Raw genomic sequence first — 16,539 nt, forward strand, 5'->3', positions numbered from 1 at the left:
AACAGGCCTGCTTTCGCTGCGGGGAAAACCCAGCAGCTAGCGCGCCGCCGGCCCCTTCACGCGGCCTGAAAGCACGCCGAAGCCCTCGATGATCGCTTCCTGGTTTTCAAGCCGCGTCACTTCGTGCTGCACTTCCTGAAGCGTGCGCAAAAGCTGTGGCACGGCTTCGAGGTCGCCCTCCTCGGTCGCATAGGCCAGTTCGCGTTCGAGCTCGCGCACCTGCCAGTGCAATGCCTTCGAGCGCTGGTGCAGTGCCAGCGCCTGCAGATAGCCTTCGCGGGCGTCCTCGGGCGCGGCCGCCGTTGTCGCGGTCCAGAGCCGCGCATAGCGGATCTGCTGGTCGATCGCGGTAATCAGCGCACCAAAACCCTCCGCCTGCAATTGTTCGAGCAGATCCTCGCGGTTCAACCGCGGCCCCTGCGCAGCCGCAGCGTTCAGCACCGCCGCCCAGCAGCGCTGCAGCTCGCGGTGGTCGAACTCGATCGTCGAGATCTCGTCATATTCGTCGAACAGCAATTGCGGGTGGTTGACGATGGTGAGTGCCAGAACGCTCTCTCTCAGAAGCGGCGCCACCTGCTGTCCGCTGACCAGTGTCGAGCGCGCCAGCCGGTCGGAGATTGCCGTCGGCCCGCTCGCATTCGGCCCCCGGGGCTGACCGGCACCGCGTGCTCCGCCGCCACCGCCTTGGCGAACGCCGCGTTCAAACGGGCGCCGCTCGCCCCGCCCTGCCCCTGAGGATTGCAGGAAGGCGTGAAGCCGGTCGCGCATGTCCTGGCCATAGTGCCGGCGCACGCTTTCGTCGGCGATCACGGATGTCACCTGCTTCAGCCGTGCTTCGAGCTCGGCGCGCTTTTCCGGCGTGTCGAAAGCGCCTCCCTGGACCTCGCGCTGCCAGACCATCTCGGCGAGCGAACGGGCGTTGGCGAGCACCTTGTCGAAAGGCCCACGGCCCTCCTGACGCACGAGGTCGTCGGGATCCTTGCCGTCCGGAAGCATGGCGAAGCGGACCGAACGACCGGGCTTCAGATGCGGCAGCGCCAGGTCGACGCCGCGGTTTGCGGCACGAATGCCTGCCCCATCGCCGTCGAAGCAGAGCACCGGCTGCGACGTCATCTTCCACAAGAGATCGAGCTGGTTTTCGGTGAGCGCCGTGCCGAGCGGCGCAACGGCGTTTTCGACGCCTGCCTGATGCAGCGCGATCACGTCCATGTAGCCTTCGACGGCGATGATCGTTCCGGCCGCATCGTCCTGCCCGACGTCACGTGCGGCTCCTTGCGAAGCACGGCGCGCGCGGGCGAAATTGTAGAGCACGTTGCCCTTGTGGAAGAGCTCGGTCTCGTTCGAGTTCAGATACTTGGCCGGTGCGTCCGGCGACATGGCGCGGCCGCCAAACGCGATGACCTTCTCGCGCGACGACAGGATCGGGAACATGATGCGGTCGCGGAACCGGTCGTAGGAAACCGGCACGTCCGGCCCGTGCACCACGAGGCCGCAGGCCTCGATCTGTTCCTTGCCGACACCCTTGCCGGCGAGATGTTCCTTGAGCGCGTTGCGGCTGTCGGGCGCGTAGCCCAAACGAAAGGTCTCGATCGTGCGCCCCGTCAGCCCGCGCTCGCGCAGATAGGCGCGCGCCTTGGCGCCGTTGGCCGTCTGGAGTTGGTCCTCGAAGTACGCGGTCGCCAGCTCCATCACGTCGAGCAGGCTTGTACGTTCCTTCTCCCGGCGCTCTGCCTGCGGATCCGGTTGCGGCATGGCAACGCCCGCCATGTCGGCGATCTGCTGTACGGCTTCGGGAAAGCTCAGGCCTTCGAGATCGGTGAGAAAGCGGAAGTGGTCACCCGAGACACCGCAGCCGAAGCAATGGTAGCGGCCCTTGCCGTCCTCGCAGTGAAAGCTCGGCGACTTCTCGCCGTGAAAGGGGCAGCAGGCCCAATAGTCGCCGCGCGAGACGTTGGTCTTGCGCCGGTCCCAGCTAACGCGCTTGGCAATCACGTCCGAAATCGGAACGCGATCGCGTATCTCGTCAAGAAAGGACTGTGAAAAGCGCATGGATACCTCTGGTCGATCCTCCATATAGGCGGCATGGCCGGCGGGCGCTACAACAGTGATCCTGCTTGCACGCTATTCACAGGAGCGAAACGGGAATCGCACGCCGGACGCCCAATCAAAAGTTGTGTATGAATATTTTCTGAAGACCCAAAGTAGCACTTGACACCCCTTTGACGAAAAGGATCAATTCGCCGTCTCGAATTGGATCACTTGCCATGGCCATTTCCGTCAAAGTGCTCGCCTCCAGTCCGGCTTTCTTCGGCGCGGTGCTGAGCTATGCGCGCAGCATGGTGGAGATGTATGCGGCAAACCCGCGGCTCGCCTCTATCTTTGCCTCGCAGCAGCGCTGGCTGATGGCCCAATCCGGGCTTGCACTTTATCACGACCGCGATCCGGATGATCCCTCGAGCGGTCTCTACAGCGGCCGTTTCATCAACTATGCCGTCATGCACGGGATCGCCAGCCGCAACACCGCGGCATCCTTCGTGCAGGAAATGGTTGCCTACCGCTTCGCCCGCTACATCACGGTGCAGCCCGACAAGCGCAGCCGGCCGCTGGAGCCTACCGAGGCAGCACTCGACTATGTCTGGAAATGGATGCAGTCCCATCTGGCCATCCTCGACGCCTTCGATGGCCAGTCGCGGCTGGCACGCCTAGGCGAAGAGCAGGACCAGTTCGGCCGGCTGCAGGCCGCCGTCGCCCACGCGCTTGTCGGCAACGACACGGTCCGTCGTCCAGGCCCGACCTTCGACCTCTTCACCTGGGTCAATTCCGGGGGCGTGGTGATGGACGATCTCTTTTCCCGCATCGGCGCCTTCGACCCCGAGGCGGAGCGCTTCGCCATCGGGCCGGTTTCGCCGAGCGATCTCAGCGAACGCTTCATCATCTCCAAGACCCACCTCAAGCGGATCTTCGACAAGGCAGCCCTTTTGGGCAATATGGGGTGGGAGCGGTCGCCCGGACGCGGCGCGGTCTGGCTGTCCAAAGCCTTCATCCGTGAATACTGGGATTATCAGGCGGAGAAGTTCGCGCTCATCGATCGCGCATTCGAAGCGACGTTTCCGGCGAAAGCCGAGGTGGCGACGCCCGTCTTATCGCAACGGGCGGCGGCACTGACTTGAGCGGAGCTACTTGAGCAGTTCCTTCACCAGGCCGGAGGCCTTGGCGAAGTCCATCTGGCCGGGGTAGCGCTCCTTGAGCACGTTCATGCACTTGCCCATATCACGCAGGCCATGTGCGCCGGTTTCGGCGATGACCGAGGCGCAGAGTTCCTTCACCTTTGCCTCCGGAAGCTGGGCCGGCAGGAACTGGTTGATGATGACGATTTCCTCACGCTCCTGCGCGGCAAGCTCCGGCCGGCCGGCGTCGTCGTAGATACGAGCCGATTCTTCGCGCTGCTTGATCATCTTGGCGAGGATCTGCAGGATTTCGTCATCGCTGACCGGGTCCTTGCCGAGGCCCCGATTGGCAATGTCCCGATCCTTGATCGCCGCCTGGATCAGCCGCACGGTCGAGGTACGCCGTGCGTCCTTGGCTTTGAGGGCTTCCTTCAGTGCGTTAGCGAACAGGTCGCGCATGTCCATACTCCATGTCAAAACCGGCCCGCGGTGCTCTGCCCGGAACCGGTTCGAAACCATCGTTGTTGTCGTCGTCTTAAACCAGTGTGACAGGCGCAATCAAACGGAATACGCAACCGCTTGAATTATAAGGAATTTTATTTCCCGACAATTCACAGCGGCCGGTTGACCCGGCTAAGCGCTTTGGGTATTTTCCCGCACCTGCACAACATCGGCATGAGAGCACTTTTCCGCGGGGTTTCCGCGCGTCCATGCCTGAGCAAAGAAATGGCGATCGACTGCCGGGCTTTCAAGCCCCCGCTTCGCGCCGCAACGGGATAGGAACGATGACCGCGACACCCGCATGGACCACTGAAAAACCAACCGCACTGCTCGTTCTGGCCGACGGCACCGTGATCGAGGGCAAGGGCATCGGCGCGACCGGCAAAGTGCAGGCGGAGGTCTGCTTCAACACGGCGCTGACGGGCTACCAGGAAATTCTGACGGACCCCTCCTATCTCGGCCAGATCGTCACCTTCACCTTCCCGCACATCGGCAACATCGGCGCCAATGACGAAGACATCGAAGACCTGACGCCGGCAGCACGCCACGGCGCGGTCGGCGTCATCTTCAAGGCCGACATCACCGAGCCGTCCAACTACCGCGCCGCCAAGCACCTCGACGCCTGGCTGAAGGCCCGCGGCATCATCGGCCTTTGCGGCATCGACACCCGCGCCCTCACCGCCTGGATCCGCGAAAACGGCATGCCGAACGCCGTCATCGCCCACGACCCCTCGGGCGTCTTCGACATCGAGACGCTGAAGAAAGAAGCCAAGGCCTGGAGCGGCCTCGAAGGCCTCGACCTTGCCAAGGTCGCGACCTCCGGCCAGTCGTCGCGCTGGGACGAGCAGCCCTGGGTCTGGAACGAAGGTTATTCGACGCTCGGCGAAACCGATGCCGCCTACCATATCGTCGCGCTCGACTACGGCGTGAAGCGCAACATCCTGCGCCTCTTTGCCGGCCTCAACGCCCGCGTCACGGTCATGCCGGCCACGACCAGCGCCGACGAAGTGCTGGCGCAGAAGCCGGACGGCATCTTCCTGTCGAACGGCCCCGGCGACCCGGCAGCAACCGGAAAATACGCCGTGCCGGTCATCCAGGACCTGCTCAAGACCGACATCCCGGTCTTCGGCATCTGCCTCGGCCACCAGATGCTGGCGCTGGCACTCGGCGGCAAGACCGAAAAGATGCACCAGGGCCACCACGGCGCCAACCATCCGGTCAAGGACCACACCACCGGCAAGGTCGAGATCGTCTCGATGAACCACGGCTTCGCGGTGGATTCGAAGTCGCTGCCGCAGGGTGTTGATGAGACTCACATTTCGCTCTTCGACGGCACCAATTGCGGCCTGCGCGTCGCCGGCAAGCCGGTGTTCTCGGTCCAGCACCACCCGGAAGCCTCCCCCGGCCCGCAGGACAGCCACTATCTCTTCCGCCGCTTCATGAACCTCGTGCGCGAGAAGAAGGGCGAACCGGCGCTCGCAGAGCGCTAAGCGACCGATCGAGACAAGCTTCGAAGGCCCGCTCCTAGCGGGCCTTTTCTTTTCGAGCATGCGCCTTCGCTGCCGCCCAGCCTCACTCTCCTGGCAGATGCGTGACGATGAAGTCGACGACGGCGCGAACCGACGGCAGTTGCCCGCGCCGATGCGGCATCAACAGCGTCGTCGTCACGCTGCCTGCCTCCCAATCGGCAAGCACACGCACAAGACTTCCAGCCTCGATTGCAGCCCGACAGATCTTTCTCGGTAGCGCGGTGATGCCAAGACCGGAGACGGCGGCCTCGAGCAACACGTTGGATTCGTCTGCGAGGAACCGCGGCATGGGGCGCACCCTGACGACCACGCCCGCGTCGTTGCGCATCGTCCATCCCTCCGAGGTCAGGGAGGCCAGCAGCCCGTCGTGGCGCGAAAGGTCGCTCGGTTCGCGCGGGTGCCCGCGATTTTCCAGGTAGGCGGGCGCTGCCACGAGCAGGATGGCATCGTTTGCCACCCGCCGCTGCACCATGCCGGAATCGGGCAGCGGTGCGAAGTGATCGCGCACCGCGATGTCGAAGCCCTCCTGCACCACATCGACGAAACGGTCCGTCGCATGCAGCATCACCCGCATCTTGGGATAGGCCTGCGCCAGCGGCGGCAGCAGCCCCGCCAGCATCATCTGAGCCGTCGGCACAGAGGCGGTGATCCTCACCGTTCCGCTCGGTTCGGCAAGGCGCCCCTTGACGATGGCTTCGGCCGCCTCCGCCTCTATCAACATCGCCGAGGCATGCCGGTAGAAATCCTCGCCTATCTCCGTCACGGTGAAGCGACGCGAAGTTCGGTTGATCAGCCGGACGCCAAGCGTCTTTTCCAGCTCGGCCACGCGCTTGCTCAGCGTCGATTTCGGCACGTTCAGCGCCCGCGCCGCCGGCGCAAATCCCTTGTGATCGACCACATGGGCAAAGACGATGAAGTCGTTGAGATTGCGCATCGCGGGTCCCCAATGTCTACAAACGTGGACGATACATCCACGTTTGCCCATCTTACGCAATATCGTCCACGAAATTATCTCTTCCTCATCGAAGCCTGATATCGAAGGAAAAGACAATGGGTATCTATCAAAACAAGAAAGCCGTCGTCATCGGCGGCACGCATGGCATGGGTCTGGCGACGGTCGAGCGGCTCGTCGACGGCGGCGCCGAGGTGCTTCTGACCGGAAACAACGAAGAGAACCTCGCCCGGATCCAGCAGCGCTTCGGCGACCGCGTTCATGCGGTAAAGTCAGATATCGCCGATCTCGGCGAGATCGCTGTACTCGGGGCGACGGTCGGGCAGAAGCTGGGTTCGATCGATCTCCTGCACGTCAACGCCGGCACATCGCTGCTCGAGCCATTCGACCAGGTGACGGAGGCCTCCTATGATCGCCAGTTCACCATCAACACCAAGGGTGCCTTTTTCACCGTCCAGCGGCTGGCGCCTCTGATCCGCGACGGCGGCTCGATCGTCTTTACCTCGTCGGTTGCTGATGTCGGCGGCCATCCGGGAATGGCGGTCTATAGCGGCAGCAAGGCGGCGCTGATCTCGTTTGCCTCCGTCTTTGCCGCCGAGCTTCTGCCGCGCGGCATAAGGGTCAACTCGGTCAGCCCCGGCTTCATCGATACGCCGACCAAGGGCGTGGCGGGCGTCACCGACGCCGAACGTGCCGAGTTCAAGGCGCTCGGCGATGCGATCACCCCGATGGGCCGCAACGGCACGGCGGACGAAGTCGCCCGCGCCGTGCTGTTCCTCGCCTTCGATGCCACCTTCACCACCGGCGCCCGCCTCACCGTCGACGGTGGCCTCGGCCAGCAATTGTCGGCGGCGGCCTGAAGCGGGCCAGAGCGGGGAACCAGGAGCGGAGAAACACGATGTCCAAATCCAAATCCAAATCCATCTCCATCATCGGCCTCGGCGCCATGGGCACGGCACTTGCCAAAACCCTCATCGACGCGGGCAACACCGCCACCGTCTGGAACCGTACGCCCGCGCGGGCCGACGCGCTGGTTGCCCGCGGCGCTCGCCGGGCAGCAACGGTCACCGAAGCCATTGCGGCCAGCGATATCCTCATCCTATGCCTCACCGACTACGCCGCCGTCGAAACGACGCTGGCAGATGTCGGCACCGCAATTGCCAGCAAGACAGTCGTCAATCTCACCAATGGTCGTCCGGATGAAGTCCGGGCGGTCGCGGCCCGCCTTGAAGCGTCCGGCGCACGCTATCTCGACGGAGGAATCATGGCGACGCCGCCGATGATCGGCACACCGGATGCCTTCATTCTCTATAGTGGTAGCGCCGATGCTTTCGAAAAAACCAGGGAGCAATTGGCCGCCTTCGGCCAGAGCCACTATCTCGGCGAGGATCCTGTTCTCGCCGCGGTCAGCGACCTCGCCTTGCTGTCGGCGATGTACGGTCTCTTCGGCGGCTATCTGCACGCAACGGCGCTCGCCGGCAGCGTCGGCTTCACCGCGAAGCAGTTCCTGCCGCTGGTCGAGCCCTGGCTTGCCGCGATGATGACGGCGCTGCCTGATTATGCCGAACGGATCGACAGCGGCGACCACGGCCGCGACGTGATGTCGAACCTCTCAATGCAATCGGTGGCGATCACCAACATCGTTGCCGCAAGCCGCAGCCTGGGCATCGATCCGACCTTCATGGAGCCGATCGAAAGGCTGGCAAAAAAGCGCCTCGCCGCCGGCTTTGGCAGCGACGAGGCCTCCGGCCTCATCGAGGCGATGCGGGGCAAATAGAGGGCGGCCCCAGCGGTCCGGATGCAAGCGCACGCCGATGATGCTCGCCAGCGCGCCGCAAGCAAACAACAAGCAGATGGCCCGCGGTCGAAACGCCGCGGGCTATCTGCTTGTTGTTGACCCTCGGCCACCCTTCGCGCATCCTCACCGCAACTGGAGGTGACGATGATTACAGGTCCACAGTGCCGCGCCGCCCGGGCGCTGATCGAAATTTCGCGCGAAATGCTTTCGAGCTTTTCCGGCGTCGACGAGGAGACGATCCTCAAGTTCGAGCGCAAGCTGGAGAAACCCGGCGACGCCGTGATCCTCTCGTTGAAGCATGCGCTCGAAAATGCCGGCGCGGTGTTCCTGCCGGAGGGCGAACGCGGCATCGGCGTACGGCTGAAGTTCACCCGCTCCGAGGCCCGCCGCCTCTCGATCCTCGAAAGCGAGGGTGGCATCGTTGGCGACGATGAGGTTCCCGGCGCCTGAGAATGAGCCCTGATTTCAAGGCCTTAGCCGGCTGACTTGAATCAGGATGACCAACGGTTGAATCGCTTTACGAACGAAAAACCCGCCGTTGCCGGCGGGTTCTTTTTTTGAAAGACGGTCGCCCGCGCTTACTTGCAGGCGGCGCAGAAGCGCTGGATGCGGCGGCAGGCTTCCTCGAGCTGGGCTTCCGAGGTCGCATAGGAGATGCGGAAGTTCGGGCCGAGGCCGAAGGCCGAACCGTGGACGACGGCGACGCCTTCGGATTCCAGCAGTTCCGACACGAAGTCTTCGTCCGTCTCGATGACCTTGCCCGACGGCGCGGTCTTGCCGATCAAGCCGGCGCAGGACGGATAGACGTAGAAGGCGCCTTCGGGCGTCGGGCACGAAATGCCCTTGGCCTGGTTCAGCATCGACACGACGAGATCGCGGCGGCCTTCGAAGATCTTCTTGTTTTCGGGAATGAAGTCCTGCGTGCCGTTCAGCGCCTCGACGGCCGCCCACTGGGCGATCGAGGTGGCGCCCGAGGTCTGCTGGCCCTGGATCATGTCCATGGCCTTGATCAGCTGCAGCGGGCCGGCGGCGTAGCCGATGCGCCAGCCGGTCATGGCATAGGCCTTGGAGACGCCGTTCATCGTCAGCGTGCGGTCATAGAGACCGGGCTCGACCTCGACCGGGGTCGCGAACTTGAAGTCGCCATAGGTCAGGTGCTCGTACATGTCGTCGGTGAGGATCCAGACATGCGGGTGCTTCATCAGCACGTCGGTCAGCGCCTTCAGCTCGGCATGGCTGTAGGCGGCACCCGACGGGTTGGACGGCGAGTTGAAGATGAACCACTTGGTCTTCGGCGTGATCGCCTTGTCCAGATCTTCGGCCTTGAGCTTGAAGTTGTTTTCCTGCTTGGTCGAAACCGTCACCGGCGTACCACCGCACAGCGCCACCATTTCCGGGTAGGAAACCCAGTAGGGTGCAGGGATCACGACTTCATCGCCGGCGTTCAGGGTCGCCATGAAGGCGTTGAAAAGAATCTGCTTTCCGCCGGTGCCGACGATCGTCTGAGCGGCGGTGTAGTCGAGGTTGTTTTCGCGCTTGAACTTCTTGGCGATCGCTTCGCGCAGTTCCGGAATGCCGGAGACCGGCGTGTACTTCGTCTCGCCGCGGTTGATCGCGTCGATGGCGGCCTTCTTGATATTGTCGGGCGTGTCGAAGTCCGGCTCACCGGCGCCAAGGCCGATGACATCGCGGCCTTTCGCTTTCAGCTCACGGGCTTTCTGCGAAACGGCGATGGTGGCGGAAGGCTTTACACGGGAAAGGGCATCGGCAAGGAAGGCCATGGGTGAAGGTCCTGATCGTTTCGAGACGAGGTGATCGCTACGGAACGAAAAGGCAGGCTCCATAGCGGTTAGGTCTATGTCGAAAGACGCCCGGTCTTGCAAGCGCCGGATAGGCAAAAACGCCGGAAACGCGGGCAAAAAGCGTCACCATGACAAAGTTTCATGAATGCGATCAGCATCGTCGATCGGAGGTCGCGATACCGAGCGATGCATCACCGTCCGTCGAGCGCCGACAAAACGGATTGTGGCACCCGTTCGAACGGCCACGAAACGTAACGGTCAGAAACGGTTGGTGATCGCGATTTATTCAAAAAAATCAGCGCAATCCCGCAATTTTTCAAATGCCATAATTTAGCCACCACAACTGTCGCGGAACGCCGCAATTCCGTCCAGCAACAGCCGGTTTCCGGGCATTTCCTTCGATGATCCGAACACATTCGCATTACGGGGGTTATGCAATGTTTCTCGACGACGAAATCGCTTCCATGAAGACACGGCAGAACGAAGCACGCTGGGGCATGTACCTGGCGCTCGCGGCCCTTGCCGCCTGCATCCTGATGTTCATCGGCCTGATGACCCAGGCGACCGCGCAAACTGCTGATGCCAAGCCGCGGCAGCTGGCGGGCTACGTTCGCCCCAACGACATCGGCACCGGCGCCCTGCTCTTTCCGTCGAAGGAGCCGGGCTATTTCGTCGAGGCGCCGCGCCTTGCGACCGACGTTCAGATCGACGTCAACGGCCCGATCATGCGCACCCGCGTCACCCAGCGCTTCGAGAACCCGAGCAAGGGCTGGGTTGAGGGCACCTATGTCTTTCCCCTGCCCGAGGATTCGGCCGTCGACACGCTGAAGATGCAGATCGGCGACCGCTTCATCGAGGGTGAGATCAAGGCGCGTGAGGCGGCCAGGGAGATTTACGAGCAGGCAAAGGCCGAGGGCAAGAAGGCAGCGCTTCTCGAACAGCAGCGCCCGAACATCTTCACCAACCAGGTCGCCAATATCGGTCCCGGCGAAACGGTCGTCGTGCAGATCGAGTACCAGAGCGCGGTCCGCCAATCGAACGGCCTCTATTCGCTGCGTTTCCCCATGGTCGTGGCGCCGCGCTACAACCCGCAGCCGATCGTTCAGACCGTCGATCTCGACAGCCGCACCGGTTATGCCGTCAGCGACCCGGTCCCCGACCGCGAGAAGATCGAAGCGCCAGTCCTCGACCCCAAAGAGAACGCCAGGATCAACCCCGTCACACTGACGGTGAACCTCAAGGCCGGCTTCCCGCTCGGCGAAGTGGAATCAGGCTACCACGACGTCGATATCGCCAATCTTGACGATCTCAGCCGCCGCGTGACGCTGAAGGGCGACAGCGTGCCTGCCGATCGCGACTTCGAGCTCACCTGGAAGGCGATCGAGGGCAAGAGCCCCTATGCCGGCCTGTTCCGCGAAACGGTCGGCGGCAAGACCTATCTGCTTTCCTTCGTCACGCCGCCGGCAGCAGCAAACGAGGCCGGCGCCAAGCCGGTCAAGCGGGAGATCGTCTTCGTCATCGACAATTCCGGCTCGATGGCCGGCCCGTCGATGGAGCAAGCCAAGGAGAGCCTGGCGCTCGCGATCTCGAGGCTGAAGCCCGAGGACCGTTTCAACGTCATCCGCTTCGACGACACCATGTCGGTACACTTCCCCGAGCTGGTCGAAGCGACACCGGATAAGCGGGAGGACGCAATCGCCTATGTGCGCGGCCTGACGGCCGATGGCGGCACCGAGATGCTGCCGGCGCTGGAAGCGGCCCTTCGCACGCAAGGACCGGTCCAGCCCGGCGCGCTTCGCCAGGTGGTCTTCCTGACCGACGGCGCGATTGGCAACGAGACGCAGCTTTTCGAGGAGATCCAGAAGAACCGCGACGAGGCTCGCGTCTTCACCGTCGGCATCGGCTCTGCTCCGAACAGCCACTTCATGACCAAGGCGGCCGAATATGGCCGCGGCACCTTCACGCTGATCGGCTCGGAGAGCGAGGTCGCCGCGCGCATGGGCGAGCTTTTCACCAAGCTCGAAAGCCCCGCAATGACCGATATCGCCGCGAGCTTCGAGGGCGCCTCGGCGAGCGACATCACCCCCAACCCGATGCCCGATCTTTATCGCGGCGAGCCCGTGGTGCTGACGGCCGAACTCGACGGCACCGCACCCGAAGGCAAGCTGCAGATCCTCGGCAAGGCCGGCGACCAGCCCTGGCGGGTGGAGATGGACATCGCCAAGGCCTCGACCGGCGAAGGCATCGCCAAGCTCTGGGCGCGCCGCAAGATCGACGACCTCGAGGCGAGCGCGTCGACGATCGCCGACCCGGCGACCCTCGACAAGCGGATCGAGACGGTGGCACTTGCCCACCATCTGGTCTCCCGCGTGACCAGCCTCGTTGCCGTCGACGCGGCGCCGTCGCGGCCCGCCAGCGAGAACCTGAGCGAAACGAAGCTGCCGCTCAATCTCCCCGCCGGCTGGGACTTCGGAAAGGTCTTCGGCGAAGCCCCTGTCGAGACTGTCCCCGGCAAAGTCGACGAACGTGACGCCGCGCTCGAAAGCCGAACCAAGCTTGCGATGGTCACGGCCGACCGCATGCTGGCCGCACCGACGGCGCGGGCGGCAGGTCTGCTCGCGGAAGCCAACAACCAGGTCGCCCTGCCGCAGACGGCAACGGAGGCCGACAAGCAGATCCTGATCGGCCTGATGCTGCTCGTCTTCGCTCTGCTTGCCGGCACGACCTTTGTCTACTGGCGGGCGCCGATCGCCGCCGTCGTGCTTGCCGGAGTGCGCCGCCGTGGCCGCTGACAAGGATCAGTCCGAGCCACGGCCGGGCTTTCTCGCCCGCCTCTCGGCGGTCGAAACGATCGTGCTCGCGATCATCTCGCTCATCGCCCTTGCCGGTCTGCTTCTGATCGGCAAGGGCTTCTACATGAAGGCCAAGGCCGAGGTCTCGCAGGTGCTTCTGAAGCGTACCTTCGAGGCGCAGCTGCACGGCAACCCGGATGGCAAGCCCTGGCCCTGGGCCGATTTTCAGACAGCCGCGGAAATCTCGGCGCCACGGATCAACCGCTCGGCGATCGTGCTCCAAGGCGCAAGCGGCGAAGCGCTGGTCTTCGGGCCCGCCTGGCTGACGACGACGCCGCTCCCCGGCGACGAAGGTACCTCGGTCATCGCCGCCCATCGCGACACGCATTTTCGCTGGCTGAAGGAGGTCAACCCCGGCGACCTTCTGGTGCTGACCCGCAAGGACGGCCGCCGCTTCCTGTTTAGGGCCGGCGAAAGCCGGGTTGCCCGCTGGGACGAAAGCGGCATCAACGCGTCCGCCAGCGGCCACCATCTGGCGCTCGCCACCTGCTGGCCCTTCGACGCGATCGAGCAGGGACCGATGCGCTACATCGTCGATGCAGAACTCATCGGCGAAGCGTCCGGTACCGCTGACGACGGGCTCGATCTCGAAATAAACCGCTTTTGATCGGATGTGACTTGAACCGCTCCGTCGATCGCCCCAGCTTGCCTGCTGAACGAGTCGGTGTGGGAGAAACGGAATGCGGCATACGGGCGCTGGAACATCGGGACGGGCGGGCAAACGGTCGCGTGCGGTCGGAATCCTGGCGGTGTCCGTTGCGCTGACAACGTTTGCTCCTCCGAGCGCCGGGGCACAGGATGCCCGCGAGTTTCCGAGCGAGCACGGTACCGTGCGTGTCGAGACGCTCGCGACCGGGCTTGAACACCCCTGGTCCGTCGAGGCACTCCCCGATGGCGGCCTGATCGTCAGCGAGCGGCCGGGTCGGCTGCGGATCCTGCGCGACGGCAAGCTCTCGAAACCGCTGACGGGCGTGCCCGAGGTCGCCGAGCGTGGCCAGGGCGGCCTGCTCGACATCGCGCTCGATCCCCGTTTTGCAGAAACCCGGACGCTCTACTTGACGATGGCTGCCAACGGCAAAGGCGGCTACGGCACCGTCGTCGTACGGGCAAAACTCGCCGCCGACGGAACCGGGCTTATCGACGTCAAGGAGCTCTTCCGGATGAGCAAGTTTACCGGCAAGGGCCAGCATTTCGGCTCGCGCATCGCAATCGCTCCCGATGGCAGCCTTTTCTTCGGCATCGGCGATCGCGGCGAAGGCGACCGGGCGCAGGACCCGCGCGATCATGCCGGCGCCATCCTGCATATCAATGCCGACGGCAGCGTTCCCGGATCGAACCCTTATGGCGGCGGCACCGGCGGCCTGCCGGAGATCTGGTCGAAGGGCCACCGCAATCCTCAAGGGATCGCCTTCGATCCGAAGGACGGCACGCTTCTGACGGTCGAGCACGGCGCGCGCGGCGGCGACGAGATCAACAATCCGAAGCCCGGCCACAATTACGGCTGGCCCGTCATTACCTACGGCAAGGACTATTCCGGCGCCGAGATCGGCGAAGGCACGGCGAAAGAAGGCCTCGATCAGCCGCTCTTCTATTGGGATCCCTCGATCGCGCCTGGCGCGCTTGCCGTCTATCGCGGCGAGATGTTTCCCGAATGGGATGGCGATCTTCTGGTGGCGGCGCTGAAGTACCAGTTGCTCGCCCGGCTCGAACGCGACGACAGCGGCGCGATCGGCTCCGAGGAGCGGCTGTTCGACGGCGAATTCGGCCGCATCCGTGACGTCGTCGTGGCACCCGACGGCGCCTTGCTGATGGTGACGGACGAGGAAGACGGCGCCGTGCTCAGGGTCTCCAAGGCGGCGACGCAATAGCCGGCGCGCGCCGCATGTTCACGATAGCCGATCGCGAACCTCGCGCCGGAACATGAATTTCAGCCCGGACCAGACGGCATCGACCGCGCAAACCTTCACGTCGACAAGGCCGAGCGGCAGGAAGATTTCACGCAAAACGTCCTCGGTCAGTGTCGTCGGCCGCTTCGACGCCTTCTTTGGCCACGAGACCCACAGCATGCCGTCCGGCTTCAATCTCGCAGCCAGCTTCGGCGCGAGCTCTTCCAAAACCGATCGCTCCGTTTCGAACACATGCGCATAGTCAATGTCGCGCGCGGCCACGGTGCCGATCTCGGTCTCGCTGGCCCGAAAGCCGGAAAAACCGCTGATCGCATCGAGCTCGGCTGGAACCCCGAGAAGCAGGGCCCGCTGCCCGTCTTTCAGCCCCAGCTTGCGCCCGAGCGGCGTGCCGGAATAGCCGGCATCGCTCATGGTCGCCGATCTCCGATGGGTGATAGGAGCTGAGCCCCCTCCTCGGCGCCCTCTCCCGGCACCGTGTCTCCGGCCGTTTCCATCGACAACAACTCCGCCCAACCGTGGCGACGATGAGCCTTGCCCGGCGAAAACGCAACTGCTAGACGCGCCTGTCCGAGGAGAGAACGACATGTCGCGCATTCAGGCCAATCTGCTGCTTTTGATTTCAGGCGCCATCTGGGGCGCCGGCTTCGTTGCACAGTCGACGGCGATGGATGCGATCAGCCCGCTGTGGTTCATCGCGCTTCGTTTTGCGATCGCGACACTGGTCGCCATGCCCTTGGCCATCATCGAAACGAAACGCGCGGCCGAACCGATCAAGCTGACGACCGTGCGCAATTTCATCTTCATCGGCCTGGCGCTCTTTGCCGGCGCCGTGACGCAGCAATTCGGCCTGCTCGACACCAGCGTCACCAATTCCGGCTTCCTCACCGGTCTCTACGTCGTCTTCGTCCCGGTCTTGACGGTGATCTTCTTGCGCCGCAAGCCGCATTGGGTGATCTGGCCGGGGGCGTCGATGGCACTGTTCGGCATTTTCCTCTTGAGCGGCGGCACGCTGTCGACGCTGACGGGTGGCGACTACCTGACCGTGGTCTGCGCCCTGTTCTGGGCGGTGCAACTGCTGCTCATCGGCCTGTTTGCCCCAAGCAGCGGCCGGCCGATGCTGCTGTCGATGACGCAATTCGCCGTCTGCGCCGTGCTCGGCTTCGCCCTCGCCGTCACGACCGAGCCGCTGAGCTTCGCTGCCATAGAGGGCGCGCTCTTCGAGATCCTCTATGCCGGCATCTTTTCGAGCGGCCTTGCCTTCATTCTTCAGGTCGTCGGGCAGCGCTACACCACGGCGCCGCAGGCTGCGATCTTCCTGTCGAGCGAAGCACTCTTTGCCGCCCTCTTCGGCGTTCTCCTGCTTGGCGAAGTCATCACCCCGATCGGTTATGTCGGCTGCGCCATCATCTTTGCCGCCATGCTGACGGTAGAGATCGTGCCGGAACTGACGAAGGGCCGCCGCGCCGCAGCACCTGCCTGAGGGCTCCTCAAGAAACTATAGGCACCCCACCGCCAAGACGCTGGACTGAGGCTTTACTTGCTGTTGTTCAGGCAATAGGCCCGTTGCTTCGCAACGAAGGCGTAGCTTTGCCCTGCGTTTTCGACCCGGCCCGAGAGCTCTGGATTTTCTGCAAGAAATCTACGTAAGAAACCGCCGACGTGAGAAGCCTCAAACATATCAGGGAGTTGCCGACGGCACGCATCCCAGGCGATTGGCCTGCTTTACGCGCCGCGCACGAGGAATCGGCGAAAACCACTCAATTTTGCAGCAATTGTTTTCAAAAAGCTGTGATTTCAACAGCTTGCGATATATTTTGCGCAACGCCCCACAAAGCCGCAAATGACCGATTTTTGAGCAATGACAAGACGCAATACCAATCCCGAAAAGTTTTGCTTGCCAATTCAAAATAAACCCATCAATCTTACTTTCGTTCGGGCAATCTGCGAACATGGGAAGATCTTGAAATAAAAGCGGGCCGGAGACGCAAAAACTCCGGGCGGCCAGACCGATGGGAAGCAGAGATGCGGCCC

The 16,539-nt window shown here is 63.5% G+C and carries 15 protein-coding genes; 9 read left to right on the forward strand and 6 right to left on the reverse strand.

Annotated elements, in window-relative coordinates:
- Positions 1-36 precede the first annotated feature (36 nt).
- The gene (dnaG, locus tag AC3WVQ_RS12560; RefSeq protein ID WP_090298520.1) at positions 37-2,049 is read right to left on the reverse strand and encodes a DNA primase; all 2,013 of its coding nucleotides are present in this window, start codon (positions 2,047-2,049) and stop codon (positions 37-39) included.
- Positions 2,050-2,264: 215 nt separating this feature from the next.
- Here dnaG and AC3WVQ_RS12565 point away from each other — a divergent pair, with 215 nt between their 5' ends.
- On the forward strand, positions 2,265-3,170 hold the full coding sequence (locus tag AC3WVQ_RS12565) for a hypothetical protein (protein ID WP_244546801.1): 906 nt from the start codon (positions 2,265-2,267) through the stop codon (positions 3,168-3,170).
- A gap of 6 nt (positions 3,171-3,176) precedes the next feature.
- Here the strand turns inward: AC3WVQ_RS12565 and AC3WVQ_RS12570 are convergent, their stop codons facing one another.
- Positions 3,177-3,626, reverse strand: coding sequence for a GatB/YqeY domain-containing protein (locus tag AC3WVQ_RS12570; protein ID WP_090298517.1), 450 nt, complete (start codon positions 3,624-3,626; stop codon positions 3,177-3,179).
- 326 nt (positions 3,627-3,952) lie between these two features.
- Between AC3WVQ_RS12570 and carA the strand changes: the two genes are divergently transcribed.
- Complete coding sequence (carA, locus tag AC3WVQ_RS12575) at positions 3,953-5,158, forward strand: glutamine-hydrolyzing carbamoyl-phosphate synthase small subunit (protein WP_034788670.1); 1,206 nt, start codon at positions 3,953-3,955, stop codon at positions 5,156-5,158.
- Positions 5,159-5,240: 82 nt separating this feature from the next.
- Here carA and AC3WVQ_RS12580 read toward each other — a convergent pair whose 3' ends face one another.
- Positions 5,241-6,131: a LysR substrate-binding domain-containing protein gene (locus AC3WVQ_RS12580; RefSeq protein ID WP_060606786.1), complete on the reverse strand. Its 891-nt coding sequence runs from the start codon at positions 6,129-6,131 to the stop codon at positions 5,241-5,243.
- A gap of 116 nt (positions 6,132-6,247) precedes the next feature.
- Here AC3WVQ_RS12580 and AC3WVQ_RS12585 point away from each other — a divergent pair, with 116 nt between their 5' ends.
- From AC3WVQ_RS12585 to AC3WVQ_RS12595, 3 genes are all read left to right on the forward strand, one after another.
- A complete protein-coding gene (locus tag AC3WVQ_RS12585; RefSeq protein ID WP_110819295.1) occupies positions 6,248-7,009 on the forward strand; it encodes an SDR family oxidoreductase in 762 nt (253 codons plus the stop codon).
- Complete coding sequence (locus AC3WVQ_RS12590; protein ID WP_492382927.1) at positions 7,006-7,926, forward strand: NAD(P)-dependent oxidoreductase; 921 nt, start codon at positions 7,006-7,008, stop codon at positions 7,924-7,926. Before AC3WVQ_RS12585 ends, AC3WVQ_RS12590 begins: the two co-directional genes overlap by 4 nt.
- A gap of 165 nt (positions 7,927-8,091) precedes the next feature.
- A complete protein-coding gene (locus AC3WVQ_RS12595) occupies positions 8,092-8,397 on the forward strand; it encodes a hypothetical protein (RefSeq protein ID WP_060518687.1) in 306 nt (101 codons plus the stop codon).
- A 128-nt stretch (positions 8,398-8,525) separates the two neighbouring features.
- On the opposite strand, the gene AC3WVQ_RS12600 is transcribed toward AC3WVQ_RS12595, so the two are convergent.
- Positions 8,526-9,728 (reverse strand): pyridoxal phosphate-dependent aminotransferase, encoded by a 1,203-nt coding sequence (locus AC3WVQ_RS12600; RefSeq protein WP_034788681.1) that lies wholly within the window; start codon positions 9,726-9,728, stop codon positions 8,526-8,528.
- 458 nt (positions 9,729-10,186) lie between these two features.
- On the opposite strand from AC3WVQ_RS12600, the gene AC3WVQ_RS12605 reads away from it, so the two are divergent.
- From AC3WVQ_RS12605 to AC3WVQ_RS12615, 3 genes are all read left to right on the forward strand, one after another.
- Positions 10,187-12,541 (forward strand): marine proteobacterial sortase target protein, encoded by a 2,355-nt coding sequence (locus AC3WVQ_RS12605; protein WP_492382789.1) that lies wholly within the window; start codon positions 10,187-10,189, stop codon positions 12,539-12,541.
- Positions 12,531-13,208 carry a class GN sortase gene (locus AC3WVQ_RS12610; RefSeq protein ID WP_492382790.1) on the forward strand — a complete coding sequence of 226 codons (678 nt, stop codon included), beginning with the start codon at positions 12,531-12,533 and terminating at the stop codon, positions 13,206-13,208. Before AC3WVQ_RS12605 ends, AC3WVQ_RS12610 begins: the two co-directional genes overlap by 11 nt.
- 73 nt (positions 13,209-13,281) lie before the next feature.
- Positions 13,282-14,469, forward strand: coding sequence for a PQQ-dependent sugar dehydrogenase (locus AC3WVQ_RS12615; protein WP_110819299.1), 1,188 nt, complete (start codon positions 13,282-13,284; stop codon positions 14,467-14,469).
- 18 nt (positions 14,470-14,487) lie between these two features.
- On the opposite strand, the gene AC3WVQ_RS12620 is transcribed toward AC3WVQ_RS12615, so the two are convergent.
- Positions 14,488-14,919 carry a hypothetical protein gene (locus AC3WVQ_RS12620; RefSeq protein WP_110819300.1) on the reverse strand — a complete coding sequence of 144 codons (432 nt, stop codon included), beginning with the start codon at positions 14,917-14,919 and terminating at the stop codon, positions 14,488-14,490.
- A 172-nt stretch (positions 14,920-15,091) separates the two neighbouring features.
- Here AC3WVQ_RS12620 and AC3WVQ_RS12625 point away from each other — a divergent pair, with 172 nt between their 5' ends.
- Positions 15,092-15,988, forward strand: coding sequence for a DMT family transporter (locus tag AC3WVQ_RS12625; protein ID WP_110819301.1), 897 nt, complete (start codon positions 15,092-15,094; stop codon positions 15,986-15,988).
- A gap of 198 nt (positions 15,989-16,186) precedes the next feature.
- Here AC3WVQ_RS12625 and AC3WVQ_RS12630 read toward each other — a convergent pair whose 3' ends face one another.
- Positions 16,187-16,459, reverse strand: a complete 273-nt coding sequence (locus tag AC3WVQ_RS12630) for a hypothetical protein (RefSeq protein ID WP_143034246.1) — start codon at positions 16,457-16,459, stop codon at positions 16,187-16,189.
- Positions 16,460-16,539: the final 80 nt, after the last annotated feature.

Source organism: Ensifer sp. EB106-05-01-XG146 (genome assembly GCF_058791875.1).

Excerpts from the sequence above, each read along its gene's own strand:
- AC3WVQ_RS12625 (WP_110819301.1), top strand. The coding sequence starts at position 15,092 with ATGTCGCGCATTCAGGCCAATCTGCTGCTTTTGATTTCAGGCGCCATC.
- AC3WVQ_RS12620 (WP_110819300.1), bottom strand. The coding sequence starts at position 14,919 with ATGAGCGATGCCGGCTATTCCGGCACGCCGCTCGGGCGCAAGCTGGGG.
- AC3WVQ_RS12615 (WP_110819299.1), top strand. The coding sequence starts at position 13,282 with ATGCGGCATACGGGCGCTGGAACATCGGGACGGGCGGGCAAACGGTCG.
- dnaG (WP_090298520.1), bottom strand. The coding sequence starts at position 2,049 with ATGCGCTTTTCACAGTCCTTTCTTGACGAGATACGCGATCGCGTTCCG.
- AC3WVQ_RS12585 (WP_110819295.1), top strand. The coding sequence starts at position 6,248 with ATGGGTATCTATCAAAACAAGAAAGCCGTCGTCATCGGCGGCACGCAT.
- AC3WVQ_RS12570 (WP_090298517.1), bottom strand. The coding sequence starts at position 3,626 with ATGCGCGACCTGTTCGCTAACGCACTGAAGGAAGCCCTCAAAGCCAAG.
- AC3WVQ_RS12605 (WP_492382789.1), top strand. The coding sequence starts at position 10,187 with ATGTTTCTCGACGACGAAATCGCTTCCATGAAGACACGGCAGAACGAA.
- carA (WP_034788670.1), top strand. The coding sequence starts at position 3,953 with ATGACCGCGACACCCGCATGGACCACTGAAAAACCAACCGCACTGCTC.
- AC3WVQ_RS12580 (WP_060606786.1), bottom strand. The coding sequence starts at position 6,131 with ATGCGCAATCTCAACGACTTCATCGTCTTTGCCCATGTGGTCGATCAC.
- AC3WVQ_RS12630 (WP_143034246.1), bottom strand. The coding sequence starts at position 16,459 with ATGTTCGCAGATTGCCCGAACGAAAGTAAGATTGATGGGTTTATTTTG.
- AC3WVQ_RS12600 (WP_034788681.1), bottom strand. The coding sequence starts at position 9,728 with ATGGCCTTCCTTGCCGATGCCCTTTCCCGTGTAAAGCCTTCCGCCACC.
- AC3WVQ_RS12565 (WP_244546801.1), top strand. The coding sequence starts at position 2,265 with ATGGCCATTTCCGTCAAAGTGCTCGCCTCCAGTCCGGCTTTCTTCGGC.
- AC3WVQ_RS12595 (WP_060518687.1), top strand. The coding sequence starts at position 8,092 with ATGATTACAGGTCCACAGTGCCGCGCCGCCCGGGCGCTGATCGAAATT.